At 66.5% G+C, this 13,181-nt stretch carries 14 protein-coding genes; 6 read left to right on the top strand and 8 right to left on the bottom strand.

Annotated features, from left to right (window positions below; all coding sequences use genetic code 11):
* Positions 1-29: 29 nt before the first annotated feature.
* Both MELE44368_RS19035 and MELE44368_RS19040 read right to left on the bottom strand, forming a co-directional pair.
* Complete coding sequence (locus tag MELE44368_RS19035) at positions 30-659, bottom strand: nitroreductase family protein (protein ID WP_128109936.1); 630 nt, start codon at positions 657-659, stop codon at positions 30-32.
* Complete coding sequence (locus MELE44368_RS19040) at positions 656-1,741, bottom strand: NAD(P)H-dependent amine dehydrogenase family protein (protein ID WP_046750553.1); 1,086 nt, start codon at positions 1,739-1,741, stop codon at positions 656-658. The genes MELE44368_RS19035 and MELE44368_RS19040 overlap by 4 nt, the downstream gene beginning before the upstream one ends.
* A gap of 125 nt (positions 1,742-1,866) precedes the next feature.
* Here MELE44368_RS19040 and MELE44368_RS19045 point away from each other — a divergent pair, with 125 nt between their 5' ends.
* Complete coding sequence (locus tag MELE44368_RS19045) at positions 1,867-2,775, top strand: enoyl-CoA hydratase (RefSeq protein ID WP_128109937.1); 909 nt, start codon at positions 1,867-1,869, stop codon at positions 2,773-2,775.
* Between the two features lie 17 nt (positions 2,776-2,792).
* Positions 2,793-3,209 (top strand): PaaI family thioesterase, encoded by a 417-nt coding sequence (locus tag MELE44368_RS19050; protein ID WP_128109946.1) that lies wholly within the window; start codon positions 2,793-2,795, stop codon positions 3,207-3,209.
* Here MELE44368_RS19050 and MELE44368_RS19055 read toward each other — a convergent pair.
* Positions 3,188-4,207 (bottom strand): acyl-CoA dehydrogenase family protein, encoded by a 1,020-nt coding sequence (locus MELE44368_RS19055; RefSeq protein WP_128109938.1) that lies wholly within the window; start codon positions 4,205-4,207, stop codon positions 3,188-3,190. The two genes, MELE44368_RS19050 and MELE44368_RS19055, sit on opposite strands and share 22 nt — an antisense overlap.
* 104 nt (positions 4,208-4,311) lie before the next feature.
* Here MELE44368_RS19055 and MELE44368_RS19060 point away from each other — a divergent pair, with 104 nt between their 5' ends.
* Positions 4,312-5,472 (top strand): acyl-CoA dehydrogenase family protein, encoded by a 1,161-nt coding sequence (locus MELE44368_RS19060; RefSeq protein ID WP_046750455.1) that lies wholly within the window; start codon positions 4,312-4,314, stop codon positions 5,470-5,472.
* Here the strand turns inward: MELE44368_RS19060 and MELE44368_RS19065 are convergent.
* Positions 5,461-6,258, bottom strand: a complete 798-nt coding sequence (locus tag MELE44368_RS19065; protein ID WP_046750456.1) for a TetR/AcrR family transcriptional regulator — start codon at positions 6,256-6,258, stop codon at positions 5,461-5,463. The two genes, MELE44368_RS19060 and MELE44368_RS19065, sit on opposite strands and share 12 nt — an antisense overlap.
* Before the next feature lie 194 nt (positions 6,259-6,452).
* Here MELE44368_RS19065 and MELE44368_RS19070 point away from each other — a divergent pair, with 194 nt between their 5' ends.
* Positions 6,453-7,640: an amidohydrolase family protein gene (locus MELE44368_RS19070; RefSeq protein WP_046750457.1), complete on the top strand. Its 1,188-nt coding sequence runs from the start codon at positions 6,453-6,455 to the stop codon at positions 7,638-7,640.
* A gap of 4 nt (positions 7,641-7,644) precedes the next feature.
* On the opposite strand, the gene MELE44368_RS19075 is transcribed toward MELE44368_RS19070, so the two are convergent.
* Genes MELE44368_RS19075 through MELE44368_RS19090 form a run of 4 tightly spaced genes read right to left on the bottom strand, consistent with a single transcriptional unit; the run spans position 7,645 to position 11,552 of the window.
* Positions 7,645-8,469 (bottom strand): enoyl-CoA hydratase/isomerase family protein, encoded by an 825-nt coding sequence (locus tag MELE44368_RS19075; RefSeq protein WP_128109939.1) that lies wholly within the window; start codon positions 8,467-8,469, stop codon positions 7,645-7,647.
* A gap of 1 nt (position 8,470) precedes the next feature.
* A complete protein-coding gene (locus tag MELE44368_RS19080) occupies positions 8,471-9,544 on the bottom strand; it encodes a hydroxyacid dehydrogenase (RefSeq protein WP_128109940.1) in 1,074 nt (357 codons plus the stop codon).
* Positions 9,541-10,656, bottom strand: coding sequence for a TauD/TfdA family dioxygenase (locus MELE44368_RS19085; protein ID WP_128109941.1), 1,116 nt, complete (start codon positions 10,654-10,656; stop codon positions 9,541-9,543). Before MELE44368_RS19085 ends, MELE44368_RS19080 begins: the two co-directional genes overlap by 4 nt.
* A gap of 32 nt (positions 10,657-10,688) precedes the next feature.
* A complete protein-coding gene (locus tag MELE44368_RS19090) occupies positions 10,689-11,552 on the bottom strand; it encodes an HpcH/HpaI aldolase family protein (RefSeq protein ID WP_206613807.1) in 864 nt (287 codons plus the stop codon).
* Positions 11,553-11,557: 5 nt separating this feature from the next.
* Here MELE44368_RS19090 and MELE44368_RS19095 point away from each other — a divergent pair, with 5 nt between their 5' ends.
* Both MELE44368_RS19095 and MELE44368_RS19100 read left to right on the top strand, forming a co-directional pair.
* Complete coding sequence (locus MELE44368_RS19095) at positions 11,558-12,703, top strand: acetyl-CoA acetyltransferase (RefSeq protein ID WP_128109942.1); 1,146 nt, start codon at positions 11,558-11,560, stop codon at positions 12,701-12,703.
* Positions 12,703-13,134 (top strand): Zn-ribbon domain-containing OB-fold protein, encoded by a 432-nt coding sequence (locus MELE44368_RS19100; RefSeq protein WP_128109943.1) that lies wholly within the window; start codon positions 12,703-12,705, stop codon positions 13,132-13,134. Before MELE44368_RS19095 ends, MELE44368_RS19100 begins: the two co-directional genes overlap by 1 nt.
* The last annotated feature ends 47 nt before the right edge of the window (positions 13,135-13,181 follow it).

The raw sequence follows: 13,181 nt of genomic DNA on the forward strand, positions 1-13,181 counted from the left end.
TCCGGCAGATTTCGCGGTTCAGGCTCGGCTCAACTCGTTCGCCAGGGGTTGGTCCAGGAGTCGATCGCGGCGACCTCGGCGACGGGTTTACGCCGCACCGGGTGGTGCTGCCCGACGGGCCAGCCCGCGGTGATCAGCGTGGCGATCCGCCAGTGCGGCGGGATGCCGACGAGTTCGCGCAGCTCGCTGTCGCATGCGTCCTGCCACAACGTGATCGCCGCGCCGAGACCCTGTGCACGCGCGGCCAGCAGAAAGTTCTGCACGGCCGGGAAGATCGATCCGCCCTGCTGCAGGTCGCTGGCGCCCGGCTGTGGCTCGACGCAGAACAGCACGCAGACCGGGGCGTCGCCGCCAACGTGCATGTGTTCGTACATCGCGCGCAGTACCCGCGCCTTCGCATCGGTCGCGTCCGCGGGCGGTGCGTCGAACCCGTAGAAGTCGGTCATCGCCTGCCACGTCTGCCGCGCGGCCGCCGAGATCACCGCGCGCAATTCGGCCGAGCGCACCACGACGAAGCGCCACGGCTGCTGGTTTCCGCCGGACGGCGCCCAGGTGGCGGCATGCAGACACTTCTCGATGACGGCATCGTCGACGGGTTCACCGCGATAGCACCGTACCGCCGACGCGGTGCGCATCACCGTCCACAGATCGTCGGTCATCGCGGATACGTCGGCGCCAGCGTGCCCGTCCAATGGCCGCCCCGGACCGGACCGGTGACCAACGGCAGGTCCAATGTCGACAGCAGACCCGGTGGTGCGGCGATGACGGCGGGAATGGCGTTGAGCTCACGCATCACCGTGGCGTAGGTCAGCCCGCGCATATTGTTTCCGCGGCCGTGCATTTCGACGTCGACGGTGTAGGTGGGCAGACCGTCGACGATCACCCGGTATCCGCCGTGTGGTGACGGATGACGTGGCCAGTCCGGCGCGGCGGGTTCACCCATGCGGGTGATGTGTTCGAGCACGACGCGCTCCTCACCGTCGACGACGCCGGCCAGCTTGAACCGCATGCCACCCATCGTTCCCGGTTCGATCCAGCCCGACGCCACCTCGTAACGCTCGGTCGCCAGCCACTTCTCGATCGTCGTCTTGACCTCGTCGAGCGGAAGACCCACCCCGTCGGCGACCAGGTGGACCGTCGGCGCCCACAACGCGGCCAGGCGCGTGGTGTCGAAGAGCGGCGCGGGGTGGTCCGGCGGATGACCGAAACCCATGAAGTCGAACATGATCTCGGGCTGGTTGATCGGGGCGTAGTCGAGGATCTCCAGCATGGTGATCGTGTCGACCCGGCTGCTGAAGCCCGTCATCGTGAGCGCGATGACGTCGTTGGCCCAGCCCGGGTCGACACCGCTGTTGAAGAAAGTGGTTTTGCCCTCGGCGCAGGCGGCCTCGATCAGTTCGACGGTTTCGGTGTCTGCGGCGGGCGGGTAGCACAGCGGCACCAGTGACGTGGTGACCACATTCTTGCCGGCTCGCAGGCAGCGTGCGATGTCCTCAGCGGCCTCGCGGTAGCGATAGTCGCCGGATGCGAAGTAGGCGACGGCATCGGCGTCCAGGGCCAACGCCTCCTCGATGTCGCGGGTCGCGATCACGCCGGTTTCCGGCATCCCGCACAATGCGCCTGCGTCCATGCCGTCCTTGGCCTCGGCGTGCACGACGACGCCTGCCAGATCCAGCCCGGGGTGCGCGATGAGCGCGCGCAACGCGCCGACACCGACTTGACCGGGACCCCACAGGATCACCCGCGGGTGCCGTTGGGAATCTGACATGTCCACCCTTCCCGGCTGCGCCTTCCAGCCGCCGTGAGAACATACCTTCTCAATAACCGACAAGACCATTGCCACTATGGCCCAATCCGGAGGACACCATGAGCGATTACGAGTTCTTGAAGTGGGAGACGTTCGACGACGGGCAGATCGTGCGGATCTCGCTCAACCGGCCCGAACAGCGCAACGCGCAGAACCGCGGAATGCTGGTGGAACTCGACGAGGCGTTCACCCGCGCCGAGGCCGACGACGGCGTTCGCGTTGTCATCCTCGCCGGTGAGGGTCCGATGTTCTCCTCCGGCCATGACATCGGTTCGAAGCAGGCCCGCGCCGAGTTCTCGCCGGGTCCGGGCCAGCACCCGACGGCGGTGATCAACGGGGGAACGCGCGAGGGCGCCGAGAAGATCATGCTGCAGGAGTGGCACTACTTCTTCCAGAACAACCTGCGGTGGCGCAATCTGCGCAAGATCACGATCGCACAGGTGCACGGGGATGTCTTCTCGGCGGGCCTGATGCTGATCTGGGCGTGCGATCTGATCGTCGGCAGTGAAGAGGTGCGCTTCGCCGACGTCGTCGGCACCCGGTTGGGCATGTGCGGGATGGAGTACTTCGGCCATCCATGGGAGTTCGGTCCGCGTCGCACGAAGGAGTTGATGCTCACCGGCGATGCGATCGACATCGAGGAGGCGTACCGCCTGGGCATGGTGAGCAAGATCTTCAAACACGAGGAGCTGGCCGAGCGGACGCTCGAGATGGCCCGCCGCATCGCGACCGTGCCGACGATGGCGGCCCTGCTGATCAAGGAATCGGTCAACCAGTCCGTGGACAGCATGGGCTTCTACAACGCGCTGCAGTCCTGCTTCAGCCTGCATCAGCTCAATCACGCCCACTGGGTCGGGGTGCGCGACGACAGGCGCGCCGTCGCCGGCGAGGAGCAAGGGGTGCCGAACTGGCGCACCGCGCCCCCGGTGGTGATGTCGGTGAAGGACCAAGTGCGGGCGGACGGGTGACCGCCGTCGGAGAACCGATGCCGGTGACCATCGAGGGACACCTGTTCGGCCGGCTGCCGTTCTACGACGTCGTCGACACCGATGACACCGTCATCGTCGACCTCCATCACCGGCCGGATCTGGTGAACACCCGAGGGGCCTTGCAGGGCGGTCTGGTCGCCACCCTCATCGACATCGCCGGAGGCCGACTGGTGGTCAAGCATGCGGACGTCGGCGCAGGCGTCGGCACCGCAGACATGTCGATCCACTTCGTGGCGCCGATCGTGGGCGGGCCGGCGCGAGCGACGGCCACGCTGGTGCGAGCAGGCAAGCGGCTGATCGTCGTCGCGGTCGATGTCGTCGACGTGGCCAAGGACCGGCACGCTGCCCGTGCGACGTTGAGTTTCGCGGTGATGGAGCCACGCGGGCCCGGTCAGCCCGCCACCGGCCCGTAGCGGGCGTCGGCCACCCGGTCCAGGGCGACGCCGGGCTCGCCGTACACCATCGCCCACCCACGCACGCGCCGGTAGTACAGCTGTGCGTCGCATTCCATGCCAAAGCCGTAACCGCCGTGGATGTGCAGGCTGCGATAGGTGGCGTCGCGCGCCGTCTCGTAGGCGAACGCGAACGCCATCGCCGCGAGCTCACTGGTGCGCGCGGGTTCGTCGACGAACGCACATGCCGCCTTCAGAGCCAACAAGCGCGCTCCGTCGGCCGCAGTCGCGCTGTCCGCCAACGGATGTGACACCGCTTGAAAAGTGCCGATCGGCGTCCCGAACGCGTGGCGTTCCTTCGCGTATTCGACGCCGATCTCGACCGCTTTCTTGGCCGCACCGGCGAGCGCCGCCGCGGTCAACGTGAGCCACAGATCCAAGGCTTCCGAATGCAACCGAGACGCGTCCTCGCCCTCGGCGAGCACGGCGGCGTCGTCGTCGATCTCCACATCGGCGAGAGGCAGCGATCCGAGATTCTGCACGGGGCGACGGGTCGCGCCCAGTGGCGCAACCACAAGACGCCCGTCGGCCAACGCGATGACCGTGTCGGCGACCGCGCCGGCCGGCACGAGTTCCAGCGCGCCGCCGCGGGCGGCGCGTGGTGCGAACGTGACGAGTCGCTCGCCGGCCAGCACCCGGCCGAGCAGATCGGCGCCGTCGTCACCGCACCGGGCGAGCAGGCGCGCGGCGACCTGAGCTTCCACCACCGGCGCGGATGCGACGGCGCGGCCGAATTGCTCGGCGATCAGCGCCAAATCGAGTTCGGACGCACCGCCACCGCCTGCGGCTTCGTCGACCGCCATGTCGACGGCGCCGGTTTCCGCCAGCGCCTTCCACAGCTTGTCGTCGAAGCCGAGCGGTTCAGCGGCCCGCACGCGCTCAGACGTCGACTCCCGCCCGTAGATGGCCGCGAACACCTCGACAAGCTGCCGCTGCTCGTCGGAAAGACTCAGGTCCAAGATGTGGGTCCGTTCCCATGCGGATATGAATGCTCTCAGAATTGAGAGTAACATTATCGCCCACGTCGCCCGTCAGCCTCGTGAGACAGGATCGGTTACCGTCCATGCATTTTCAGCTCGATGCCGAGACAGAGGCATATCGCGCGGAGATCCGCGCCCATCTACAGGACGTGATGACCGCCGAATTCGAGGAACGCCTGTACCGCAGCGGTGTCGCGCACGACGACGCATTCGCCAAGGGACTCGTCGACAACGGCTTCTTCGCGCCGACCTGGCCGTCCGAGTACGGCGGCCAGAACCGCACGGAGTGGGACGACCAGGTACTCAAAGAAGAACTGATGCACGCCGAAGCCCCGGTGTACCTGTCGGAGACGACGCGGATGGTGGCCTCGATCATCCGCCAGGTGGGCCAACAGTCGATGAAGGACCGCATCCTCGCCGGCGCGATGAAGGGTGATCTCACCATCGCGCTCGGATTCACCGAACCGGAATGCGGGTCTGACGTCGCGGCGGCGACCACCAGGGCCATGCGCGACGGCGACGAGTGGATCATCAACGGCTCCAAGATGTTCACCACCAACGGTCACATCGCCGACTATGTCTTCCTGCTCGCGCGTACGAGCCCTGAGAAGCCGAAGCACAAGGGCCTGACCATGTTTCTGGTGCCGCTCGATTCACCGGGGGTCGAGGCGCAGGCCGTCTGGACACTGTCCGGCGAGCGCACCAACATCACGTTCTACAGCGACGTCCGGATCGGCGACGAATGGCGCATCGGGGATGTCGACGCCGGATGGCAGGTGTTGAGCCTGTCGCTGCAGGACGAGCACGCGTCGGGTTGGGGACCGCATATCGCCCGACTGCTGGCGCACGCCGAACAATGGGCCGCCGCGACGGTGGCCGACGACGGCGTGGTGCGGCTCGCCGAGCCCGACGTACGGCGGCGGCTGGCGAGAGTCGCCATGGAGTACGAGGTCTCGACACTCCTCCAGCGCCGTTGCGTATGGATGGCCGAAGCGGGTCAGGTGCCGGTTGCCGAAGGGCCGATGGCCAAAGTCTTCAGCACCGAAGCCCTGGTTCGCGCGAGCCAGGACATCGTCGAACTCGTCGGACCGGACGCCGTGCGCAGCTACTTCGAGCCGTCCGCCCCGGAGCAGGGCCGGTTCGAATACCTGATGCGGTTCTCCGTGGGCACCACGATCTACGCGGGCACCAGCGAGGTGCAGCGCTCGATCATCGCTCAGCGCGGACTGGGCTTACCCCGTTAGCTTCTTGGGCTTGCGGGCGGTGCTCCGCTTCGCCGCGGACTTGGCGGCGACCGCCTTCGGCTTGGCCGTGCCCGCGGGCGGGGTGAGCGCCTGCAGGCACCACGCCCACAGCTGGTCCTCGGTGAGCTCTGCGCCCTTGCCACCCAGATGGAACACCCCGATCTGAGCGAGCGCGATGAGCGTCGAGTTCAGCAGTGTCGTCAACTGCGCGGGGGTCATGTCCCTGCGCACCAGTCCGGCGCGCGAACACGCCGTGAGAATCTTTGTCAGCAGCTTCTGGTGCGGCTCCCAGATCTTGGCGAAATCGGCGGGGCGCTCGATCTCGAGGCTGAGGTTGTAGATCGTCATCACGCGGCCGCCGATCGCCTCGGAGGATTCCGCACGGGAGAGAAACCCCCGACAGAACGCCTCCAGCTGCGCCATCGGGCCGTCAGCTGCCGCCGCGGCGACCTCGTGCCGGATCGCCTCGATGAACTGGCTGGTGGCGTTCTCGTAGAGCGCCAACAACAGCTCTTCCTTGCCCGCGAAGTGTTGGTAGAACGCACGCAGACTCAGGTTGGACCTGTCGATCAAAGTCTGGATGGTGAAGTCGGCCCTGCCGGACTCCTCGACCAGCTCGAGTGCCGTGGCCAAGAACCGCGAGCTGCGGGCCAACGCACGGGCCCGCGCCTGGCTCAGCCGCCTCTCGATCGTCCGCTCCTGCCAGCTGGGCGGCATTTCGGTGTCGGACTCGACCAGCTCGAGATCCGCTTCGGGTTCCTGTCCGGTGCGCTTCTTCGACGTCATGATGCATCTGAGAATACGCGTTCTTGACGGGGCGGGGCGACCTACGTACACGGGTATGTTGGCCGCACCCCCCGACCCCGGTCCACATGCGCTCGCCCACGGCCCGCCGCGCAGCGGGATACGCTACGCTGAAAACGGCCATTCTCGCTTGTGGGAATCAGAGTTTCGCGTGCCGCTATTCAAAGGAGTGCAGCATGAGCGCAGACATCCTGATCGTGTCTCCGGACGACCACCTGGTCGAGCCCGCCGATCTGTGGACCAGCCGGCTGCCTGAGCGCTATCGCGACATCGGCCCGCGGATCGTCCGGCACCGCGGACGCATGGATCCGACGGTCACCTCCGATGTGTCGTTCATCGACGACGAGAACGGTCGGGACGCGGACATCTGGCATTACGAGGACGCGATCGTGCCGATCCCGCTCATCAGCGCGGCGGCCGGATACGACATCGACGAACTCACCACCGACCCGATCACCTACGACGAGATGCGCCCCGGCTGCTTCCGCCCCAAGGACCGACTCGCCGACATGGACATCGCGGGTATCGAAGCGTCCGCCTGTTTCCCCAACACGCTCGTGCGCTTCTGCGGCCAGCGCTTCCTCTACGGCAAGGACAAGGATCTCGCGCTGTTGTGCGTGCAGGCCTACAACGACTTCCAAATCGACGAGTGGGCAGGCGATTCCGACGGCAGGCTGATCCCCCTCGGCATCATTCCGCTCTGGGACGTCGAGCTGGCCGTCAAGGAGGTCGACCGGGTCGCGGCGAAAGGCATGCCCGCGGTCTGTTTCTCCGAGCTTCCGACACGGCTGGACCTGCCGTCCATCCACAGCGGCTACTGGGATCCGTTCTTCGCCGCATGCGAACGCAACGACGTCGGGATCATGCTGCACATCGGCTCGAGTTCGTCGCTGACCAAGTCCTCCCCGGACTCCCCGCACGTCGTCACCAGCGCGCTGATGGCGGTCAACTGCACCATCGCGCTGGTGGACTGGCTGTTCTCCGGCAAGCTCAAGCAGTTCCCGAAACTCAAGCTGGCGTTCGCCGAGGCCCAGGCGGGTTGGATTCCCTACTACCTGCAACGGGTCGACGAGGTCTGGGAGGACCGGCGGGGATGGGGTGGCATCCACCCGTTGTTGACCGAGCCGCCGAGCACCCAGGTGCCGGGACGGGTGTGGTTCTCCACCTTCGGCGACCCGGTGGCGTTTCGCATTCTCGACCTGATCGGCCCGGACCAGCTCATGTTCGAGACCGACTACCCGCACAACGACACGAACTGGCCGAAGAGCCTCGAGGTCGCCAACAAGGCGACGGCGGGACTCGACGAGGAAACCAAGCGGAAGGTCTTGTCCACCAACGCCAAGAACTTCTTCGGGCTGACGTAAATCTCTACAGCGCTTGCCAGTTCGGTTTGCGCTTCTCCAGGAACGCCCGCGGGCCCTCGATGGCGTCCTTGGTCAAGGCCACCTTCATCCGGTAGTTCTCGGCGAGCAGTTCGGCTTCGTAGATCGGCAGCGTCAGGCCCTTGCGGACGGCCATCCGAGAGCCGCGCACCGCAAGCGGCGCATTGGAATTGACGATATCGGCGATCTCCCACGCCCGGTCCATGAGGGTGTCGTGCGCGACCACCTCGGTGAAGATGCCCAGGTCGTAGCAGCGCTGCGCGTCGAGTTGCTCGTGCCTGCCCATCAGGATCAACCGCATGGCCACGGGCAGCGGCAGGATCCGGGCGAGCCTGACGCCTTCCCGGCCCGATGTCACGCCGATGCTCACGTGCGGGTCCATGAGCGACGCCCGCTCGGACGCGATGGTGATGTCGGCCGTGGTGACCAGGTCCATGCCCGCACCGCACGCGATGCCGTTGACCGCGCAGATGATCGGTTTGGTCATCTGCAGCCACGGGGGTGTCGCCTCCTGCGGGGCATCCCATTGGCGCATCGAGCTGAGGATGGGCTCACCCTGGTTGTCGATCCCCGCCGCGTTCTCCATGTCGTGGTCGGCGGCCTTGTTGACGTCGGCGCCCACACACAGCGCCCTGCCTGCGCCCGTGACGATGACGGTCCAGATGTCCTGCGAGCGTTCGATCTCGGCGTACACCTCGGCGAGCTCGGCGATCATCTCGTCGTTGATCGCGTTGAGCACCTCGGGGCGGTTCAGCGTCACACACGCGGTATGACCGGAGACCTCGAACGTGACGGTGTCGTAATTGCTCATCTCACTCCACAGCTGCGGTGTCACGGGCGGTCGGGCGGATGCCCAGAATCTCATGGAATCGATCGCAGTAGCGCGGCCACACCTCGGGATTGAGCAGCCGAGGTGGCATGCGCCCGGCGAAGATCGTCTGCCACTGCGTGGCGGTGGCGACCGCGATGTCGCGGGCCGCCTCCTCGGTGATGCCCGCGACGTGCGGGGTGGCGACGACGTTGTCGAGCCGCAGCAGCGGGTTGTCCTGTCGCGGCGGCTCCTCGTGGAACACGTCCAGCCCCGCGCCGGCGATCCCGCCGTTGACCAACGCGTCGTACAGGGCGGCCTCGTCATGCACGGGCCCACGTGCGGTGGTGATGAAGTACGCCGACGGCTTCATCGCGGCGAACTCACGAACCCCGAACAGCCCGCGTGTCTCTTCAGTCAACGGGCAGGTGACCTGAACGAAGTCTGACCGCTCGACCAACTCGGTGAGCCCGACGAGCGCCACTTTCTTGGCGGTGGCGGTCTTTTCGTCGACGTAGGGGTCGAAAACCAGGACCTCCATGCCGAACGGCGCGCACAACTGAACGAGCCGTCCCCCGATGGCGCCGAGGCCGACGACACCGAGCGTCTTGCCGAGCAACTGTGTGCCCCGCAGCGCCAGTCGATCACCGAGCGGGCCGCCGCGCAGCGCCCGGTCAGCCGCGGTGATCTTCTTGGCCAGGTCGAGCATCAGTCCGAGCGCGTGTTCGGCCACCGCCTCGGCGCCGGGACCCGAGTTGTTGCACACCGCGATTCCCGCGCGTGTGCACGCTTCGACATCGATCACGTCGTAGCCGGCGCCCGCCGAGCACACAGCAAGCAGTTGCCGACAGCGCTCCACCAGCGGCTGTCCTGCCAGCCACTGCGCACCATTGGCGACGGGGACGACGTCGGTTCGGGTGGCGACCTGATATCCGTGTGCGGATTCCAGTGCCGCCCAACCCTGCTCGTCAGACGCGTTGAGGTCGAGCTTGACGACCTCGATGTCACCTCCCGCCAGGATGTCTGCGGCGACCGGATCGGTCCATCTCTCGTAGACCAGCCGGGGGCGGGTTCTCATCGTTTGATTTTAGGTTTTGCCTGCGCCGCCTTGAACATGTTGGCCAACTCGTCGTTCACGTTCTTGTAGTCGTTGCGCGCGATCGTGCCGTCACGCCCCGGCACGGGGTCGTAGCCGAGCCGCAGATCCTTGTTCTCCATGTGGAAGTACTCCCGCCCGATGGGCAGGCGGCGGTCCTCGCGTGGCACCTCCATCCATGCCCGCAGGAAGCAGCGCGCCTTCTTCGGGTCGGTGCTGCTGACGAAGTCGGACCGCGAGTGGCACATCGCGAAGTTGTTGGCGACCGCGGCCTCGCCGGACTCCAGGCGGAACTCAGCCTGCTGCTCGACGAGGATGGTGCGCAACAGCTCGATGGCCTCGTTCTGTTCCGGGGTGAACTCCCTGCCGAGCGTGTGCATTGCGGGCAAGATGCTGCTGTAGGTGAAGTTGATGCAGATCCGTCCGTCGATCTGGGAGAACACCGGTACGTCGTACGGTGTCACGTCCGGTTGGTCGTCGGGTTGCTCGCTGCGCCGGTGATGCGGGAAGCCCTGGTAGAGCACGGGCAGCAGGTCGGGACGTTCGGACAGGATCCGGTTGTGCGCGGCGGGCCCGCTGGCGAACTGGCTTTCCCCGCCCCGCGCGGCGGGGTAGACGCACAGCAGCGACAGGATGTCTGCCGCGTCGTTGTGCATCGCGAGCTCGGCACTCGACTTTGTTCCTCGCGCGGGCTGCACGCCGTTGGGCAGCACCTCCTCCTGGACCCGAACCATGCGGTGCCCGAAGGAGTTGTTGGACACCAGGTAACCGAGGTGCGTGCAGAATGCCCAGTAGATGCGCTCCAGTTCGTCGATCGAATGCTGTTCGACCGGGAATCCGCGCACGCACGCCAAGCCTTTGCCGAACATCACTTCCCGATACAGTCGGGCGAGGTCGTCGTCGAGATCGGGATGCCGGGCGTCCTCGGGTGTGATGTCGTCGCGATCCTTGTGCGCGGTCTTGGCCAGGATGGACTCCAGCGCGACGACGTTGCGCGAGGACAGGTCGAACGCGAAGTCCTCCTTGCTCGTGAAATCGGCGCCGGTCCACGCCATCGGGTCGGTGACTTGCTCGGTGTAGATCGCGGTGGGCATCCGTCCTCCTGTTGTGGTGCCGAGACTTTCGGTTATCGGCTCGCCGTGTCACTCTCGAGCTCACGCAGAGCGTGCGCGCGGGCAGTGGCCGCCTCGGTCATCATCCCGACGTCGGTTCCAGCCGAGATGAAGCGCAACCCCAGCCCTGCGAAGCGTTTTAGCAGGTCAAGGGACTTTATCCCGGCTACTCCCAGCGCGACACCATGTGCGCGACAGGCCGCTGCGACCGAGTCTACTGCACGATGGAAATGCTCATTCTCATATTGTCCGTGGATGCCCATCTCAGCGGTCAGATCGCTGGGACCCAGCAGAATCATGTCCACGCCGTCCACGGCCGCGATCTGGTCGCACGCCGCGACCGCGTCGGGCGTTTCGATCATTACCGCCACCACCGTGCGGCGTTCGAGGTCAGCGGTGAGCTCGGTCGCCGGACGCGGCGCATAGCCGCTCACCGCGTTGGGCCCGGAGATGGACCGGTGACCCACGGGGGGAAACCGCGCGGCGTCAACAATCGCCTGCGCTTCCTGACTCGAGTTCACATGCGGCACAATCACTCCCACCGCTCCACCGTCGAGGACGCGGGCGATGACACTCGGGTCGTGTGACGGCACCCGGACCAGCGCTGGGATACCGGCCCCCAGGGCGGCGACACACAACATTTGCGCGGTCTCGAGCGAGCACGAGGTGTGCTCCAGGTCGACATACACGGCGTCGTAGCCGCAGGCGGCCGCGATCGCCGGAACGTCGGGGGTACGGGCGTTGAGCAGTGCCAGACACAACACCAGACGATCGCCGCTCAGGGCGTCTCGCAGCGGTACCGGCACCAACTCACGGTAACCGACTGAGAACGGGGATTCCACTATCTCGTTAACGCCATTATCACCTGTGGTAACCATTACGTATGCCCCAAAACCGGGTCGCGGTCGTCGGTGCCGCACTGTCAGATTGCGGACGAACGCCCGACAAGACCGCAATGGCGCTGATGGCCCAAGCCGCACGACGTGCCGTGGCGGATGCGGGCCTGACGAAGGACGACATCGACGGCCTCGGCGCCCACGGGACGCTGTTGCCACCCGTCGAGGTGAGCGAGTACCTGGGCTTGCGACCGGCGTGGGTCGACGCCACCAATGTCGGCGGATCGTCGTGGGAGGTCATGGCCGGGCACGCGGCGGCCGCGATCGCCGGGGGCGAGATCGACGTCGCCCTGCTGACATACGGGTCGACCGCTCGCTCCGACGTCAAACGCCGGGTCCGGCCCTCGGCAGCGGCGCTGAGCACCGGTGGCGCCATGCAGTTCGAAGCGCCCTATGGCGCCACGCTGATCGCCAAATACGCCATGGCGGCCAGGCGCCACATGATCGAATACGGCACCACCGAAGAGCAGCTGGCCGAGGTCGCCGTCGCCGCGCACGAGTGGGCGGCCATGAACGAGAACGCCTTTGAGCGGGACCGGATCACCGTCGCGGATGTCGCTTCGGCGCCGATGCTCGCCGACCCGTTCACGGCCAAGCACGTGTGTCTGCGGACCGACGGCGGCGGCGCGGTCGTGCTGGCCGGCGAGCGGGTGGCCAAGGACTGCGCCAAGGAGCCGGTCTGGATTCTCGGTGCGGCCGACGCGGCGTCGCACGTGAGCATGAGCGAGTGGGCCGACTTCACCACATCGGCGGCGGCACAGTCGGGTCCACGCGCCTTCGCGCAAGCCGGGGTCAGCCCGGCCGACATCGACGTCTGCCAGCTCTACGACTCGTTCACCTCGACGGTGCTGCTCACGGTGGAGGACCTCGGGTTCTGCGCCAAGGGCGAGGGCGGTCCGTTCATCGCCTCGGGTGCGCTGCGGCCCGGTGGTGCACTGCCCACCAACACCGACGGCGGCGGCTTGGCGTCCTGTCACCCAGGTATGCGCGGGATGTTCCTGATGGTCGAGGCGGTTCGGCAACTACGCGGTGAATGTGGGGACCGGCAGGTCGACGGCGCGCGCCTGGCCTGCGTTCACGCGATGGGCGGCTTCTTCACCCACAGCGCGACGATGATCCTCGGGAGGCAGTGATGGGCACACCCGTTGGTCCGAACCGGCCGACTGTCGATCCCGACAGCGAGGCCTGGTGGGCCGCGATCCAGGACCGCACGCTGATGGTCAACCGCTGCGGGTCATGTGGCCGAAACTCCTTGTATGTCCGCCCGTTCTGCCCCCACTGCTGGAGTGAGGACGTGAGCTTGGCGTCCGCGAGCGGTCGGTCACGCCTCTACACGTGGAGCGTGATCCGCCAGAACGCTGCGCCTTTCGACGCGGACCTGCCCTACATTGTCGCGATGGTCGACCTCGAGGAAGGCCCCAGGCTGATGACCGTGGTCGCGGACTGCGGTGTCGAACAGCTCTGCGCGGGAATGGAACTCGTACTCGCCTTTCGCGAGGACGCCGATGGATTTGTCGTACCGGTCTTCCGGCCGGTACCCGAACACAGTGAGGATCGGAAATGAACAAGGACGAGATGATCTTGGTCAGCGTTGATGATCACATCGTCGAG

Source organism: Mycolicibacterium elephantis DSM 44368 (assembly GCF_004014805.1).
GTDB classification, from domain to species: Bacteria; Actinomycetota; Actinomycetes; order Mycobacteriales; family Mycobacteriaceae; genus Mycobacterium; species Mycobacterium elephantis.